The sequence below is a fragment of the Propioniciclava coleopterorum genome (assembly GCF_011393335.1).
GTDB lineage: Bacteria > Actinomycetota > Actinomycetes > Propionibacteriales > Propionibacteriaceae > Propioniciclava > Propioniciclava coleopterorum.
The window spans coordinates 249,012-265,268 of sequence record NZ_CP049865.1 but is presented as its reverse complement, the minus strand read 5'-3'; the positions used below and the strand labels follow the sequence as shown (position 1 = coordinate 265,268).

Annotated in this window: 16 protein-coding genes and 1 tRNA gene; 12 read left to right on the top strand and 5 right to left on the bottom strand. The window is 71.5% G+C overall.

Annotated features, from left to right (window positions below; translation table 11 throughout):
• Positions 1–76: 76 nt before the first annotated feature.
• The 8 genes from G7070_RS01215 to clpX all read left to right on the top strand — a co-directional run bounded on the left by G7070_RS01215 (position 77) and on the right by clpX (position 7,285).
• Positions 77–1,708 carry an acyl CoA:acetate/3-ketoacid CoA transferase gene (locus G7070_RS01215; RefSeq protein WP_166231272.1) on the top strand — a complete coding sequence of 544 codons (1,632 nt, stop codon included), beginning with the start codon at positions 77–79 and terminating at the stop codon, positions 1,706–1,708.
• The gene (locus G7070_RS01210; RefSeq protein WP_166231269.1) at positions 1,705–2,532 is read left to right on the top strand and encodes an enoyl-CoA hydratase/isomerase family protein; all 828 of its coding nucleotides are present in this window, start codon (positions 1,705–1,707) and stop codon (positions 2,530–2,532) included. The genes G7070_RS01215 and G7070_RS01210 overlap by 4 nt, the downstream gene beginning before the upstream one ends.
• Before the next feature lie 5 nt (positions 2,533–2,537).
• The gene (locus G7070_RS01205) at positions 2,538–2,822 is read left to right on the top strand and encodes a hypothetical protein (RefSeq protein WP_166231266.1); all 285 of its coding nucleotides are present in this window, start codon (positions 2,538–2,540) and stop codon (positions 2,820–2,822) included.
• Between the two features lie 67 nt (positions 2,823–2,889).
• Positions 2,890–2,960: transfer RNA gene (locus G7070_RS01200), tRNA-Gly, on the top strand.
• Between the two features lie 39 nt (positions 2,961–2,999).
• Positions 3,000–4,568, top strand: a complete 1,569-nt coding sequence (gene tig / locus G7070_RS01195) for a trigger factor (RefSeq protein WP_166231263.1) — start codon at positions 3,000–3,002, stop codon at positions 4,566–4,568.
• A gap of 176 nt (positions 4,569–4,744) precedes the next feature.
• Positions 4,745–5,311 carry an ATP-dependent Clp protease proteolytic subunit gene (locus G7070_RS01190; RefSeq protein WP_246227206.1) on the top strand — a complete coding sequence of 189 codons (567 nt, stop codon included), beginning with the start codon at positions 4,745–4,747 and terminating at the stop codon, positions 5,309–5,311.
• 8 nt (positions 5,312–5,319) lie between these two features.
• Entirely contained in the window at positions 5,320–5,967 is a 648-nt protein-coding gene (locus G7070_RS01185) for an ATP-dependent Clp protease proteolytic subunit (RefSeq protein WP_284690950.1), read from the top strand.
• A 34-nt stretch (positions 5,968–6,001) separates the two neighbouring features.
• Positions 6,002–7,285 carry an ATP-dependent Clp protease ATP-binding subunit ClpX gene (clpX, locus tag G7070_RS01180; protein ID WP_166231260.1) on the top strand — a complete coding sequence of 428 codons (1,284 nt, stop codon included), beginning with the start codon at positions 6,002–6,004 and terminating at the stop codon, positions 7,283–7,285.
• Positions 7,286–7,360: 75 nt separating this feature from the next.
• On the opposite strand, the gene G7070_RS01175 is transcribed toward clpX, so the two are convergent.
• From G7070_RS01175 to G7070_RS01155, 5 genes are all read right to left on the bottom strand, one after another.
• A complete protein-coding gene (locus G7070_RS01175; RefSeq protein ID WP_166231257.1) occupies positions 7,361–7,840 on the bottom strand; it encodes a septum formation family protein in 480 nt (159 codons plus the stop codon).
• Positions 7,837–10,434: a valine--tRNA ligase gene (valS, locus tag G7070_RS01170; protein WP_166231255.1), complete on the bottom strand. Its 2,598-nt coding sequence runs from the start codon at positions 10,432–10,434 to the stop codon at positions 7,837–7,839. Before valS ends, G7070_RS01175 begins: the two co-directional genes overlap by 4 nt.
• 101 nt (positions 10,435–10,535) lie before the next feature.
• Positions 10,536–11,285: a DsbA family protein gene (locus tag G7070_RS01165; protein ID WP_166231252.1), complete on the bottom strand. Its 750-nt coding sequence runs from the start codon at positions 11,283–11,285 to the stop codon at positions 10,536–10,538.
• An 11-nt stretch (positions 11,286–11,296) separates the two neighbouring features.
• On the bottom strand, positions 11,297–12,097 hold the full coding sequence (locus G7070_RS01160; protein ID WP_166231249.1) for a DsbA family protein: 801 nt from the start codon (positions 12,095–12,097) through the stop codon (positions 11,297–11,299).
• A gap of 10 nt (positions 12,098–12,107) precedes the next feature.
• On the bottom strand, positions 12,108–12,659 hold the full coding sequence (locus G7070_RS01155; RefSeq protein WP_166231246.1) for a MauE/DoxX family redox-associated membrane protein: 552 nt from the start codon (positions 12,657–12,659) through the stop codon (positions 12,108–12,110).
• A 79-nt stretch (positions 12,660–12,738) separates the two neighbouring features.
• Here G7070_RS01155 and G7070_RS01150 point away from each other — a divergent pair, with 79 nt between their 5' ends.
• From G7070_RS01150 to G7070_RS01135, 4 genes are read left to right on the top strand one after another with little or no spacing between them, the layout of a single operon-like run.
• Positions 12,739–14,139, top strand: coding sequence for a bifunctional folylpolyglutamate synthase/dihydrofolate synthase (locus tag G7070_RS01150; protein WP_166234864.1), 1,401 nt, complete (start codon positions 12,739–12,741; stop codon positions 14,137–14,139).
• Positions 14,139–14,480: a DUF4233 domain-containing protein gene (locus G7070_RS01145; protein ID WP_206079881.1), complete on the top strand. Its 342-nt coding sequence runs from the start codon at positions 14,139–14,141 to the stop codon at positions 14,478–14,480. The genes G7070_RS01150 and G7070_RS01145 overlap by 1 nt, the downstream gene beginning before the upstream one ends.
• 51 nt (positions 14,481–14,531) lie before the next feature.
• On the top strand, positions 14,532–14,957 hold the full coding sequence (gene ndk, locus G7070_RS01140) for a nucleoside-diphosphate kinase (protein WP_166231244.1): 426 nt from the start codon (positions 14,532–14,534) through the stop codon (positions 14,955–14,957).
• Positions 14,954–16,237, top strand: a complete 1,284-nt coding sequence (locus G7070_RS01135; protein WP_166231241.1) for a CPBP family intramembrane glutamic endopeptidase — start codon at positions 14,954–14,956, stop codon at positions 16,235–16,237. Before ndk ends, G7070_RS01135 begins: the two co-directional genes overlap by 4 nt.
• Positions 16,238–16,257 lie beyond the last annotated feature (20 nt).

Here is a 16,257-nt window from a genome sequence, read left to right as displayed (position 1 = left end):
ATCTACCAGCCCGCCGACCGTCCCGTACGGCGGGGAACGACGAACCGGCAGCAACCACGAAAGGAACCCTGAACCCATGCGCACACCACCGGTCCTCACCGCCCGCGAGGCCGCCGAACTCGTCGGCGACGGCGCCACCGTCTCGGTGAGCTCGGCCTCGGCGATCGGGGTCCCCGACGCCCTGCTCGCCGGCATCGGGCAGCGCTTCGAGGAGACCGCGCACCCCGCCGGCATCACCTCGCTGCACTGCATCAACTCCGGCGAGATGTCCAGCGGGATCGCCGGCGTCGACCACCTCGCCAAGCCCGGCCTGCTGCGCCGCATCCTCGGCGGCTCGTTCCCGGCCGGCCCCGCGACGATGGACGCCCCGCCCGTGCGGCGGATGATCGCGGCGGGCCAGGTCGAGGCCTACAACATCCCGTCGGGGATCATGTACCAGATGCACCGCGCCGCCGCGCTGCGCCAGCCGGGCGTCCTCACCCAGTCCGGGCTCGGCACCTACGCCGACCCGCGCGTCGAGGGCGCCAAGATGAACGCCGCCGCCCCCGACTTCGTCCGGCTCGAGCAGTTCGACGGCCAGGAGTGGCTGTTCTACCCGGCCGTCCCCGTCGACGTGGCGCTCATCCGGGCCACCACCGCCGACCCGCGCGGCAACCTCACCTTCGAGGAGGAGGCGTCGCCGCTGGGCGCCCTCGACATCGCCTACGCCGCCCGCAACAGCGGCGGCGTCGTCATCGCGCAGGTCAAGCGCCTGACCGACGTGCCGCACCACCCACGCGAGGTGCTGGTGCCCGGCATCCTCGTCGACGCGGTCGTCGTGGCGCCCGACCAGGTGCAGACCGGCCTGGCCGAGTACGACCCGGCGATCTCGGGCAACGAACTGCGCGACCTGGACGCCATCGAGCCGCTGGAGTTCTCGCTGGAGAAGGTGATCTGCCGCCGCGCCGCCATGGAGTTGGCGCGCAACGACGTGGTCAACCTGGGCTTCGGGATCAGCGCCGGGGTGCCGCGCGTCCTGCTGGAGGAGGGCATCTTCGACCAGGTCACCTGGGTCATCGAGCAGGGCCCGGTCGGCGGCTTCCCCCTCACCGGGTTCCAGTTCGGCGCCGCCATCAACCCCGACGCCATCGTGCGGTCCTCCGACCAGTTCACCCTGCTGCAGGGCGGCGGCTTCGACGCCGGCCTGCTCTCCTTCATGGAGGTGTCCTCGGCGGGCGACGTCAACGTCTCGCTGCTGAAGGCGCGCCCGCACGCCACGGCCGGCATCGGCGGCTTCGCCGACATCACCGGCTTCGCCCCCAACCTGGTCTTCTCCGGCCAGTTCACCGCCGGCCGCAAGGACGTCACCCTGGGTGAGGGACGCCTCGCGATCAACGAGGACGGCGCGATCGCGAAGTTCGTCCCCGACGTGGCCCAGATCTCCTTCGCCGGCGCGCTGGCGGCCGAGCGCGGCCAGAAGGTCCGCTACGTCACCGAGCGCTGCGTGCTCGAACTGCGCGACGCCGGCCTCACGGTGATCGAGATCGCGCCCGGCGTCCGGCTGCAGGAGGACGTGCTGGACCGGTCCGCGATCCCGCTCGCGGTGGCCGACGACCTGGTCGAGATGGACGCCCGCATCTTCACCGACGCCCCGATGGGCCTGACGCTGGCCGAGCCGCGGCGTCCGCTGCCCGACCAGCAGGAGCTCCGGGAGCGGGTGCAGCGATGAGCGACCCCGCCGAGGGCACGGTCGGCCTGCACGTCGAGGACGGGATCGCTCGTCTGCACCTCGACCGGCCCGCCAAGCTCAACGCCTTCACGCTCGCGATGCTCGCCCGGCTGGAGGACCACCTGGACGCCCTCGAGCGCTCCGAGGACGTCCGGGTCGTGATCGTGACCAGCGCGGGGGAGCGCGTGTTCAGCGCCGGCGCGGACATCCACCACTTCCGCCGGCTCACCGCGCTGCAGATGTGGTCGACCTGGACGCGGACCGGGCACCGGGTCTTCGACCGGCTCGCGCGGCTGCGGCAGCCCACCATCGCGGCGATGGACGGTGACGCGTTCGGCGGCGGGCTGGAGATCGCGCTGGCCTGCGACCTGCGCGTGCTCGCCGACGACGCGCAGGTGGGGCTGACCGAGGTGGCCATCGGCACGGTGCCGGGCTGGGGCGGCCTCGACCGGCTCCCAGCGCTCGTCGGTCCGGCGCGGGCCAAGCGGATGGTGTTCACCGGCACCCCGATCGACGCCGCCACCGCTCTGGACTGGGGGCTGGTCACCGACGTCGCCCCGCGCGCCGACGTCGTGGACGCCGCCCTCGCCCTGGCCGCCGTCGTGGCCGACCGCTCGCCGCTGGCCGTGCAGATGTCGAAGCAGGCGATCGACGCCGGGGCGGGGCTCGGGCTCGGCATGGCTCTGGAGGGCCTGGCGTCCGCGGCGTCCGGCGCCTCGGACGACTTCTCCGAGGGCGTGACCGCCTTCCGGCACAAGCGGACGCCGGCGTTCACCGGGTCGCTCGGGACCCCCGGGCCGCGCACCGCCCACCTGGACGACTGAGCGCCGTGTCCCCGTCCGTCCCCGTCCCGCACTCGCGGCCGCGCGTCGGCGTCCGGCTGGACGCCGCGGGCGGCCCGCTGGTGCGGCGGTGGCTGCTGCAACTGGGAGCCGACCCGGTGGACGCCGCCGCGCCGGGGGCCGACGGCCTGCCGCTCGCGCCGCAGCACGACGGGGTGCGGCGCGAGGACGTCGCGGCCTTCGTGCACGGGCTGCGGGGCATCGAGCGGCGACGCGCGGAGCGCTTCGACGACCACGGATCGGAGCAGAGTTGGCCCCGGGGGAGTTACTGAGCCGAGGCAACGCCGGGCTCGGTGTGCATCCTTGTCGCTGCGCCGGTAGGCTGGATCGGCGTCACATGCGGATGTAGCTCAATGGTAGAGCCCCAGTCTTCCAAACTGGCTACGCGGGTTCGATTCCCGTCATCCGCTCCGAGGTTCCACTGACCGTCGACCAACAGGAGTAACCCAGTGCCCAGCACCGTCGAGAAGCTCGGCCCCACCCGGGTCAAGCTGACCATCGAGATCCCCTTCGCAGACCTGAAGCCGCACCTGGACAAGGCCTACGCCGACATCGCCGGCCAGGTGAACATCCCCGGGTTCCGCAAGGGCAAGGTGCCCGCCGCCATCATCGACCAGCGCTTCGGGCGCGGCGCCGTGCTGCAGGAGGCCATCAACGCCGCCCTGCCGAACGCGTACGAGCAGGCCGTCGTCGAGGGTGGGGTCGTGCCGCTGGGCCAGCCCGAGATCGAGGTCACCAAGCTCGAGGACGGCGACGTCGTCGAGTTCACCGCCGAGCTTGACGTCCGCCCCGACTTCGAGGTGCCGGCGTTCTCCGAGCTCGCCGCCGAGGTGGAGCCCGTCTCCACCGACCAGACCGAGGTCGAGCAGCGCATCGAGCTGATGCGTCAGCGCTTCGCCACCCGCGAGGACAAGGACGGGGCCGCCGAGGAGGGCGACGTCGTCACCATCGACCTGGAGGCCAGCCAGGACGGCCAGCCCGTCCTCGAGGGTTCCGCGTCCGGCCTGTCCTACAAGGTCGGCTCCGGCGGCATGATCGAGGGCCTCGACGAGGCCGTCACCGGGCTCAAGGCCGGCGACCGCACCGAGTTCGCCGCCGAGTTGGTCGGCGGACCCGCCAAGGGCGAGAAGGCCGACGTCACCGTCACCGTCGAGAAGGTGCAGACCGAGACGCTGCCCGAGGTCGACGACGAGTTCGCCCAGATGATCTCCGAGTTCGACACGGTCGAGGAGATGCGCGCCGACCTGGCCGACGCCGTGCTGCGCATGGCGCGCGTCGACCAGCTCAACGCCGCCCGCGACGCCGTGGTCTCCGACCTGGTCGCCAAGACGCCGTTCGAGCTGCCCGAGGCGATGCTGGCCGGCGAGATCGAGGCCCGCAAGCAGCAGATCACCGAGCAGCTGGCACGCGCCGGCTACTCCGTGGAGGACTACCTGGCCGAGTCCGAGGACGAGACCGCCGAGACCCCCGACGAGTTCTGGGCGCAGGTCGCCGAGAACGCGGAGACCTCGCTGAAGGCGCAGATCATCCTCGACAAGCTCGCCGACGAGCGCGAGGTGGGCGTGGACCAGTCCGAGCTCACCGAGATGCTGTTCCGCCGCGCCCAGGCCTCCGGCTCCTCGCCGGAGCAGGAGATGCAGCACATGATCGAGCACAACCACGCCGGCGAGTGGATGGCCGAGATCCGCCGCAGCAAGGTGCTGGGCTCGATCGTCGGCGAGGCGACCGTGACCGACACCGACGGCGCCGTCGTCGACGTCGCCGCGATCCGCCCCGACGGCACGCTGGTCGAGGCCGCCGCCGACGAGTCCGCCGAGGACGCGCCCGCCGAGAAGGCCCCGGCCAAGAAGGCACCCGCCAAGAAGGCGGCCAAGGCCGACTCCGAGGGCGAGGCCAAGCCGAAGAAGGCCGCCGCCAAGAAGGCCGACAAGGCCGACGAGGCCGACGCCGAGGCCAAGCCGAAGAAGGCCGCGGCCAAGAAGGCCGCCGCCGAGAAGGACGCCGACGCGGCGGAGTGATCTCCCTCGCACGGACCCACGACGCCCCGGCCAGCGGCCGGGGCGTCGTCGCGTCTCCGCCGTCAGCGAACAGCGGCGCGGGGGGCTCCGAAATGTCACCGGGTGCAGGTAGTTTCGGGGACGTGAACGAAAAACTTCCTGGCATTTCGGCCGCTGTCGGCGCCGGCGGCATCGGCATGAACGACTCCGTGTACCAGGCCCTCCTGGCCAACCGCATCGTCTTCCTCGGATCCGAGGTTCGCGACGACAACGCGAACGCCATCTGCGCGCAGCTCCTGCTGCTGAACGCGGAGGATCCCGAGAAGGACATCTACCTCTACATCAACTCCCCGGGCGGCTCGGTGACCGCCGGCATGGCGATCTTCGACACCATGCAGTGGATCAGCAACGACGTCGCCACGGTGGCGATGGGCCTGGCCGCGTCCATGGGGCAGTTCCTGCTCAGCGCGGGCACCAAGGGCAAGCGCTACGCGCTGCCGCACGCCCGCATCATGATGCACCAGCCCTCGGGCGGCCTGGGCGGCACCGCGTCCGACATCAAGATCCTCGCCGAGCAGATCCTGGCCACCAAGAAGGAGATGGCCGAACTGATCGCCGAGCACACCGGACGCCCCGTCGAGCAGATCGAGGCCGACTCCGACCGCGACCGCTGGTTCACCGCGCCGCAGGCCCTCGAGTACGGCTTCATCGACCACGTGTACACCAACGCGGCCCAGATCGCCGACAACGCTCCGAACCAGTAAGGACGACCATGGACTTCAACGCGATGCCCGGCGGCCTGGCCCCCCGTGGCGCCTCGATGGACTACTACATCCCGCAGTGGGAGGAGCGCACCAGCTACGGCGTCCGGCGCGTCGACCCCTACACCAAGCTGTTCGAGGATCGGATCATCTTCCTCGGCACCCCGATCAGCGACGACATCGCCAACGCGGTGATGGCGCAGCTGCTGTGCCTGCAGTCGATGGACCCCGAGCGTCCGATCAGCATGTACATCAACTCCCCGGGCGGCTCCTTCACGGCGCTGACCGCGATCTACGACACCATGCAGTACATCAAGCCCGACGTGTCGACGGTCTGCCTGGGCCAGGCGGCCTCGGCGGCGGCGGTGCTGCTGGCGGCGGGCACGAAGGGCAAGCGGTACGCGCTGCCCAACAGCCGGATCCTGATCCACCAGCCGGCCACCGAGGGCGGCTACGGGCAGGGCTCCGACCTGGAGATCCAGGCCCGCGAGATCCTGCGCATCCGGTCCCTGATGGAGCACATGCTCGCCAAGGACACCGGCCAGAGCGTCGAGCAGGTGAGCCGCGACATCGAGCGCGACAAGTTCCTGACCGCCGAGGAGGCCAAGGAGTACGGCATCATCGACGAGATCTTCACCTCGCTCAAAGACGTCGCCTGACGTCGCCGAGCGTCGAGAAAAGTAGGGGAGTGGCATGGCTCGCATCGGTGAGACCTCCGACCTGTTGAAGTGCTCGTTCTGCGGAAAGAGCCAAAAGCAGGTGAAGAAGCTCATCGCCGGACCCGGCGTGTACATCTGCGACGAGTGCATCGAGCTGTGCAACGAGATCATCGAGGAGGAGTTCTCCGAGGGGGCCGACGTCGGCCTCCTCGAGGACCTCCCCAAGCCCCGCGACATCGTCGGGCACCTCGACCAGTACGTGATCGGCCAGGAGACCGCCAAGAAGGCGCTCGCCGTGGCGGTCTACAACCACTACAAGCGGGTCCAGGCGCAGGCCAACAGCCCGCGCCGGGCCGCCGAGGACGAGCTGGTGGAGCTCGGCAAGAGCAACATCCTCCTCATCGGCCCCACCGGCTGCGGCAAGACCTACCTCGCCCAGACGCTGGCGCGGATGCTGAACGTGCCGTTCGCCATGGCGGACGCGACCGCGCTCACCGAGGCCGGCTACGTCGGCGAAGACGTCGAGAACATCCTGCTCAAGCTGCTGCAGGCCGCCGACTTCGACGTGAAGAAGGCCGAGACGGGCATCATCTACATCGACGAGATCGACAAGGTGGCCCGCAAGTCGGAGAACCCGTCGATCACCCGCGACGTGTCCGGCGAGGGCGTCCAGCAGGCGCTGCTGAAGATCCTGGAGGGCACGACGGCGTCCGTGCCGCCGCAGGGCGGGCGCAAGCACCCGCACCAGGAGTTCATCCAGATCGACACGACGAACATCCTGTTCATCGTGGGCGGCGCGTTCGCCGGGCTCGAGGACATCATCAACGCCCGCATCGGGAAGCGGCCGCTCGGCTTCAACAACGACCTGGGCCTGCGCCGCAAGGACACCCGCAACCCGTTCGAGGAGGTCCGCCCCGAGGACCTGCACACGTTTGGGCTGATCCCCGAGTTCATCGGGCGACTCCCGATGATCTCCACGGTCAACCCCCTCGACCTGGACGCGATGGTCCGCATCCTGGTGCAGCCCCGCAACGCGCTCACCAAGCAGTTCCGCAAGCTGTTCGAGCTCGACGGGGTGGATCTGGAGTTCACCGACGACGCCGTGACGGCCATCGCGGAGCTGGCGCTGGCGCGCGGCATCGGCGCCCGCGGCCTGCGCTCGATCCTGGAGGAGATCCTCCTCAACGTCATGTACCACGTGCCCTCCGACGACACCATCGGGCAGGTCGTGGTCACCGCCGAGACGGTCCGGGAGGGCGCCGAACCGCGGATGCTGCCCCGGGCGCCCCGCAGCACGCGGCGGTCCCGCTCGGCCTGACGCCGCCCCGACGCGGACGAGCCCGCGCGATCGCCTGATCGCGCGGGCTCGCCGCGTCCGGGGTCGGCCCGGCTGCTACTTCCCGGAGCCCTTGACGCTGCCCACCAGGTCGAGCGCCGGCGTCCCCACCAGGCACGTGATGGTGCGGTCGACCAGGCGGGTCCAGGACTGCTCGGTGGGGTAGAGGTACTGCATCTCGAGCGAGGAGGTGTCGTAGTCGGCGCCCACGTAGCCCTCGAAGGAGTCCACGCAGTACTGCTCGGCCTCGCCCGCGAGGACGGCGTCGCCGGGGAAGGCGTCGTCGATGCCGAACTGCTTCTCGGCGTACGCCTCCCAGCCGTGGGGCTTGTCGCACGGGACCGGCGGGATCTGGTCCACCTCGGTGGCGACGTCGGAGGTACCGAGGTCCAGGTTGGTGCAGGCCCCGATCGCGATGCTGGGCAGCACCGCCTTGCCGGCCTCCTGCTTGACCGTGTTGAGGCGATCCCCGACCGAGCAGCCGCCCAGGAGCAGCGCGGCCGCCACGGCGGCGGCCGCCGCACGCGCGGCGCTCACGCCTGCGCCTCGGACGGCGCGACGATCGCCGCGACGCTCAGCGCGTCGCCGCCGGGCACCCAGTCCACCGAGGCCTCGACGCGGCCCACGGCGCGCAGGTCGTCCTCGACGGCCTGCAGCCGCTCGACCTGATCGGCGGGGCCCTGCACGGTGGCGGAGCTCAGCGGCGTCTTCATGGACACCTTCGCGGCCGACTTGGCGCCGCGCAGGCCGATCAGCACCGCCGACACGTCGTCGAGCAGGCGCGGATCGCCGTCGCCGAAGATCTCGGACGCCTCGGGCCACGGCGCGTGGTGCACCGAGCCGTCCTGCCACCAGGACCACACCTCCTCGGTCACGAACGGCATGAACGGCGCGAACAGCCGCAGCTGGACGCCGAGCGCCGTCGCCAGCGCGGCGCGGGCCGACGCCGCGGCCGCCTCGCCCTGGGCGCCGTAGGCGCGCTCCTTGACCAGCTCGAGGTAGTCGTCGCAGAACGTCCAGAAGAACTTCTCGGCCGCCTCGAGCGCGCTGGTGTAGTCGAACGCCTCGAACGCGGCGGTGGCCTGGTCGACCACCTGCCGGAGCGCGGCGAGCATCGCCAGGTCGACCGGCGCCCCGATCGCGGACGCCTGCGGCACCGTGCCGCCCTCGGACGCGATGCCGAGCACGAACTTGGACGCGTTGAGGATCTTCATCGCCAGCCGGCGTCCGACCTTCATCTGCGTCTCGTCGAACGGTGAGTCCAGCCCGGGGCGCGCCATGGCGGCGCGCCAGCGGACGGCGTCCGCGCCGAACTTGTCCAGCACGTCGGTCGGCACGACGACGTTGCCCTTGGACTTCGACATCTTCTTGCGGTCCGGGTCCACCACGAAGCCGGAGATCGCGGCGCGCACCCACGGCAGGGAGTGGTTCTCCAACTGGGCGCGCACGACGCGGCTGAACAGCCACGTCCGGATGATGTCGTGGGCCTGGGGTGCCAGGTCCATCGGGAACGTGAGGTTCCACAGCTCCTCGTCGCGCTCCCAGCCGCACACGATCTGCGGGCTCAGCGACGACGTCGCCCAGGTGTCCATGACGTCGGGGTCGGCCACGAAGCCGCCGGGCACGCCGCGCTGGGACTCCTCGTAGCCGGGGGCCGGCTCGGAGGTCGGGTCGACCGGCAGCGAGGCCTCGTCGGCGACGATCGGGTGGTCGTGGTCCGGCTCGCCCTCGGCGTCCAGCGGGTACCAGATCGGGAACGGCACCCCGAAGAAGCGCTGCCGGCTGATGAGCCAGTCGCCGTTGAGGCCGTCCACCCAGTTGGTGTAGCGGTGCCGCATGTACTCCGGCACCCAGGCGAGCTCCTGGCCGCGCTCCAGCAGGGTCGCGCGCAGGCCGGCGTCCCGGCCGCCGTTGGTGAGGTACCACTGCCGCGTCGAGACGATCTCCAGCGGCTTGTCGCCCTTCTCGTAGAAGTTCGCCATGCGCTGGGTGGGGCGGGGCTCGCCGTCGAGGTCGCCGGCGGCCCGCAGCAGGCCCACCATGGCCTCGCGGGCGCTGAACGTGGTCTTGTTGGCCAGTTCGGCGTAGGGCTCGGCGTTCACGAGCCAGTCGGGGGCCTCGGGCTGCAGCCGGCCGTTGCGCTGCAGCACCACGCGGGTGGGCAGCTGGAGCTCGCGCCACCACTGCACGTCGGTGAGGTCGCCGAACGTGCAGCACATCGCGATGCCGGCGCCCTTGTCCTTCTCGGCGGCGGCGTGCGCCAGCACGGGGATCTCGACGCCGAACACCGGCGAGGTGACGGTCGTGCCGAACAGGTGGGCGTAGCGCTCGTCGTCGGGGTGGGCGATCAGGGCGCACACGCTCGGGATGAGCTCGGGGCGCGTCGTCTCGATGTGGATCGGGCCGTCGGCGGCGTGGAACGCCACCCGGTAGTAGTTGCCCGGGTACTCCCGCGCCTCGAGCTCGGCCTGGGCCACGGCGGTCTGGAACGTCACGTCCCACATCGTCGGGGCCTCGGACAGGTAGGCCTCGCCGCGCGCCAGGTTGCGCACGAAGGCGAGCTGGGCGACGCGCTGGGCCTCGTCGGAGATGGTCGCGTACAGGGTGTTCCAGTCCACCGACAGCCCCAGGCGCCGCCACAGGTCCTCGAAGACCTTCTCGTCCACCGAGGTCAGCTCGTGGCACAGCTCGATGAAGTTGCGGCGGCTGATCGGGATCTGCTTCTTGGGGTCGGGCTTGGCCGGCGGCGTGAAGTCGGGGTCGTAGGGGACCGACGTGTCGCACCGGACGCCGTAGTAGTTCTGCACGCGCCGCTCGGTGGGCAGGCCGTTGTCGTCCCAGCCCATCGGGTAGAAGACCTGCTTGCCGCGCATGCGCTGGTAGCGGGCCACCAGGTCGGTGTGGGTGTAGCTGAAGACGTGTCCCACGTGCAGCGAGCCCGACACCGTCGGCGGCGGGGTGTCGATGCTGAACACCTGATCGCGGCGCTCGGGGCGCGTGAAGGCGTAGGTGTCGGCGTCGCGCCAGGACGCGACCCAACGATCCTCGAGACCCTCCAGCGCGGGGCGCTCCGGTACGGTCCACGCGGGCGAGGTCGGCGTGGACGTGTCAGCGGAAGGTGTCGAAGCCATGCGCGCGAGTTTACGGCGTCCCGAACGCGCCCGTCACTTCGGGCCCGGGGGCGGGCAACCGCCGCGACGGCGTCCTCACGCGTTGAGGAGGATGAGCTCCTTCAGCGCGTCGGGGACCCGTCGCGCGCCTTGCTGAGGTCGATCGGCCGGCCGTCGACCGTCAGGGTGGGGGTGGCGCTCACCCCGGACGCGTAGGCGGCCTTGTCGACGCCGGCCACGAAGTCCTCGGTCGCGCGCCCGTCGTAGCAGGCCTGCAGCGCGGTCGTCTGCTCGGCGGTGAAGCCCAGGTCGGCCGGGATCGTCGCGCGCAGCAGCTCGTCGGTGTAGCCGACCGCGCCGCGCACCTCGTTGGCGGGCTGGTGGGAGAAGATCGCCGCGTTGAAGTCGGCGTAGCGGTCGGCGAACGCCGAGCACGCCGCCGCGACCGCGGCCCGCGTCGAGGCCGTGTTGCTGAGCGCCTGCTCCAGGAACGTCATGGTGGAGTTCTGCAGCGTCCAGGTGCCGGCGGCGGCCTCGCGCTGCAGCATCGGCCCGTAGACCTCCTCGAAGATGCGGCAGTTGGGGCACTGGTAGTCCAGGTACACCGTCACCGTGGGCGACCCGGGCGCGCCCCGGCCCAGCACCAGCGCGGAGGCGTCCGCGTTGGCCGAGGGGGGCGTCACCTGCTCGGCCCGCGGCGTCGGGGCGGGGGCCTGCGGGGCGTTCACCAGGGCGAAGACCAGCACGCCGACCAGCACCGCGGCCAGCAGGCCGACCGCGACGCCGATGATCCGCGTGGTGCGCTTCTGGCGCGCCGCCGCCTCCTGTTGCTGCCGGCGGAGTTGGTCGCGCCGCGACGCCGAGGACGCCACGCCCCGGCCCGTCAGGCGCCGGTGTTGGCGAGGATGAACGCCTTCAGGCCGGCGGGGGAGGTGTCCTTGAGCAGGCTGAGGTTGAGCAGCTTGCCGTTGACGGCCATGCTCGGGGTCCCGGTGACGCCGTCGGCGTAGGCGGCCTTGTCGACCGCCGCGACGAAGTCCTGCGTGGCGCGGCCGTCGTAGCAGGCCTGGAAGGTGCTCAGCTGGTCCCCGGCGATGCCGACCTTGGCCGGGATGGTCTCGCGCAGCAGCTGGTCGCTGTAGCCGTCCGAGCCGCGGACCTCCTGCAGCGCCTGGTTGTTGTAGACCTCGAGGCTGTACTCCTTGTAGTGGTCCACGGTGGCGGCGCAGGACGCGGCGAGCGCGGCGCGGGTCGAGGCGGTGTTCTGGAGGTTGTTGTCCATGAAGACCATGGTCTTGTTCTCCAGCGTCCAGGTGCCGGCCTTCGCCTCGTCGTCGAGCATCTGGCCGTAGCCGAGCTCGAAGGTGCGGCAGTTGGGGCACTGGTAGTCCAGGTACATCGTCACGGTCGGGGTCCCCGCGGCGCCCTGGGCGACGATCAGGCCGTCCTTGTCGGCGTTGGCGTTCGGCGGCACGATCTGAGCGGCCAGCGGCGTGGTCCCCGGCCCGCCGGTCTCGCCGCCCTTGGGCTGCTGCGAGACGAAGGCGTAGACCAGCACACCGATCAGGACGAGCGCCAGGACGCCGGCGGCCACGCCGATGATGCGGGTGGTGCGGGACTGCCGGGCGGCCGCTTCCTGCTGGCGTCGCAGCTGGTCGCGTCGGTTCGTGGCGTTGCTGGCCATGCAGGACTCCTTAGTTGCCTGTGGTGAGCGGTTCGGTGTCGGCGTCCGCGGTGTCCGCCGGCGTGGCGCCGGGGGCGCCGAAGATCCAGTTGTCGAGCGAGAAGGGCGTGCGCGGCCACAGCGCCAGCCAGGCGCCGCAGGCGGCCAGCCCGACGTCGCGGGCGATCTCCCACGGGTAGGCGGCGAACGCCTCCTCCGCGGAGATCTCTCCGCCGCCGCCGAAGCAGCCGCAGTCCAGCGTCAGGCCGCGCGCCCATGCGCTGCCGATGCCGATGATGAACGCGACCATGAGCAGCGCGCCCAGGACGCCGCTGATCCGGGTGAAGGTGCCGGTGATCAACAGCAGGCCCAGCAGCACCTCGGCGAACGGGAGCACCGTCCCGACGACGGTGGTGAGTTCGTAGGGGAGCAGCCGGTAGGCGCGGACCGCGAGGATCGACTCGCCGATGGCCCCCACCTTGAGGGCGCCGGCGACGAGGAGGACTCCGCCGAGGACCAGCCGCGCGAGCAACCCGACCCAACCCATCCAGGCGCTCCGGACGGGCGTGTGCGCTGCGGTCATGCCGCTCAGGATACAAGGGCGCCCCCAAACCCCATGGCCGGTTCGGCCGAGCCGGACACCCGCCGGATAGGCTGGTGCGATCATGACGCACGCCGACATCGTCGCCTCGCTCCAATCGCGATGGCCGGAGCACCGGGTCGCTCCCAGCCTGTCCCGGATCGCCGCCCTCACCGAACTGCTCGGTGACCCCCAACGCTCCTACCCCGTCATCCAGGTGGCCGGGACGAACGGCAAGGGCAGCACCGCCATCATGATCGAGTCGATCCTGCTGGCGATGAACCTGCGGGTCGGCCGGGTCAGCTCGCCGCACCTCTCCGACCTGACCGAGCGCATCAGCATCGACGGGGAGCCGATCTCCCACGAGGCGTTCGACGCCCTGGTCGGCGACGTGATGCCGCTGGTGTCGATCGTGGACGAGCAGCGGCTCGACGGGGTAGGCATGACGTTCTTCGAGGTGATGACCGGGCTGGCCTACGAGGCGTTCGCCCAGGCCCCGGTCGACGTCGCCGTCATCGAGGTCGGGCTGGGCGGGACGTGGGACGCCACCAGCGTCGCCGACGCCGAGGTGGCCGTGGTGTGCCCGGTCGACCTCGACCACACCCACCTGCTCGGCGACACCATCGCCGAGATCGCCGGCGAGAAGGCCGGCATCATCAAGGAGGGCTCGGTCGCCGTGCTGGCCGAGCAGCACCCCGACGCCGCCCGCGTCCTGATGGAGCGCTGCCGCGAGGTGGGCGCCAGGATGGTGCGCGAGGGGGTGGAGTTCGGCCTGATCGGTCGCACGCCCGCGGTCGGCGGCCAGGTGCTGCGGCTCGAGACCGCGGACGGCCCCGTGGACGACCTGCTGCTGCCGGTCTTCGGCGAGCACATGGCCCACAACGCCGCCCTGGCGGTGGCGGCCGTGGAGGCCTTCCTCGGCGGCAAGCCGGTGCCGTCCGACGTGCTCGCGGAGGGGCTCGGAGCCGTCCGGTTGCCGGCGCGCCTGGAGGTGGTCCGCACCGACCCCACCGTGGTGCTCGACACCTGTCACAACGTGCACGGCGCCACCGCGACCATGGCCGGGATGGCGGAGGCGTTCGACTTCACCCCGCTCATCGCGGTCGTCGGGATGATGGCCGACAAGGACATCGAGGGCGTCCTGCGCGTCCTGGAGGACGGCGTCACCACGATCGTCTGCACCCAGGTCGCCTCCACCGACCGCGGCCTGCCCGCCGAGGAACTGGGCGAGGTCGCCTCCGACGTGTTCGGCGCCGAGCGCGTCCACGTGCGCGACTCGCTGCCCGACGCCCTCGAACTCGCGGTCACCCTCGCCGACCAGGCAGGCGCGGGCGCCGGCATCCTGGTCGCCGGGTCGGTGGTGCTCGCCGGCGAGGCCCGGACGCTGCTGGTGCGGCAGGCCGCCGACCGCGACTCCGACGACGTGCTGGGCGAGGCCGACGGCTACGACCCCGATCACCTGCAGGACGAGGACGACGACTGATGCTGCGCAAGGACAACCCGATGAACCGCGCCATCTCCCTGGCGCTGATCTTCGAGGTCGTGGTGTTCGTGCTGGCCATCCCCGGGATGATCCAGGTCGACGACGTCCCGATCGGCCTGGCGATGGGGGCCGGGGGAGCGGCCGCGCTCGTCCCGCTGCTCGCCGCCGCGCTGCTGCGGCGTCCCGTCGGGTGGGTGTTCGCGTGGCTCGCGCAGGCCGCCGGCCTGGCGCTGGGCCTGCTGACGCCGTGGATGTACGTCGTGGGCGGCGCGTTCGCGCTGCTGTTCGTCGTGTCGTTCGTCCTGGGCCGGCGCATCGAGCAGAGCACGCCGAGGTCCTAGCCGCCCCGCGCGTCGCGCGTCCCGCGGCGCCGTGTCAGTAGTCTGTCGGCCATGACGCAACGCACGCTGGTCCTGCTGAAGCCCGACGCCGTGGAGCGCGGTCTCGTGGGAGCGATCCTCGCCCGCTACGAGGCCAAGGGGCTCGGCATCGCCGCCATGGATCTGCGCGTCATCGACGGCGACTTCTCCGACCGGCACTACGCCGAACACCTGGAGCAGCCCTTCTACCCGGGCCTGCGCACCTTCATCACGTCCGGGCCGCTCGTCGCGCTCGTCGTGGAGGGCGAGCGCGCCGTCGAGGCCGTCCGCGCCCTCAACGGGGCGACCGACGGCATCAAGGCCGCGCCCGGCACCGTGCGCGGCGACCATTCCACCTCCGGCTCCCGGAACCTGGTCCACGCGTCCGACTCGCCCGAGTCGGCCGCCCGTGAGATCGCACTGTGGTTCCCCGCCCTCGACCCCACCCCAGGACGATGACTTCACACAACGATCCCCGCGAACCGCGACCGGCCGAGCCCGGCCCGACCGCGCAGCCGCCGCAGCCGAACCCCGACGTCCCGGCGCCCGACCATGGGTACGGCGCCCCGCAGCCCGGTCATGAGTACGGCGCCCCGGCGCCGGGCCACGGCTATGCGGTCCCGCCCGGGCAGCCCTACGGCGGCCCGCAGGGCCCGTACGGCCCCGGGCCCCGGGATCCGGACGGCCACGGACCGCAGGGCCAGTACGGCCACGGCCCGTACGGCCCCGGCGTCCCGCAACCCGGATGGATGCCCGTCCCGACGACGGCCGACGATCTGCCCCCGCACCTGCGCCCGGCGCTGCCGGTCGAAACCCGGGACTACTTCGCGTTCTGGCGCGCGCCCCGGTACCGGTGGTGGAAGTCGTTGCTGGCGCTCCTGATGGCGGGCGGCATCTTCCTGGCGCTGTCGGGGGTCGCCGGGTTCATCGGGATGGCCATCGACGGCGTCGACTTCGCCGAGGTCTCCAGGACGGGGGAGATCCCCGTCGGCCCCGGGTTCTTCATCGCCAACAACGTGAGCCTGGCCCTGTGCATCCCGATCGCCATGCTGACCGCGTGGGCGTGCGTGGGGCAGCGCCCACGCTGGCTGACCTCGGTGGTCGGCGGGATGCGCTGGCGCTGGTTCTGGCTGGTCGTCGGGGTGCTCACCCCGCTGTGGATCGTACTGATGGCGATCGGCTACGCGATCATGCCGCCCCAGGACGTGGGCCTGTGGCCCCACACCGTCCCCATGATCGTGGGCATCCTGCTCACCACGCCGTTCCAGGCGGCGGGCGAGGAGTACCTCGTGCGCGGCCTGCTCGGCCGCGTGGTCGCCTCCTGGTTCCCGGCCCCGGCGGTGGGCTTCGGCGTGTCCACCCTCGTCACCGCCCTGGTCTTCATGGCGTTGCACGGCGCGGGCGACCCGTGGCTCAACGTGTACTACGTCGCCTTCGCCCTCGTGGGCAGTTGGCTGACGTGGCGCACGGGCGGCCTGGAGGCCGCAGTGGCGATCCACATCGTCAACAACATGCTGAGCGAGGCGCTGCTGCCGTTCATCGACATCTCGGGCATGTTCGACCGGGAGGCGGGCGCCGGCGACGCCACCATCCTGATCAACATCGGCGTGCTGCTGATCGCGGGTGTCCTGATCGACTTCCTGGCGAGGCGTCGCAAGCTGGTCAAGGCGAACGATCCCGGACGCGCGGAGCTCGACGCCACGCTGGCGTCCGCGGCGGCGTACGGGCCGCGGTTCTGAACGGCGTCCCGGTCCCACGG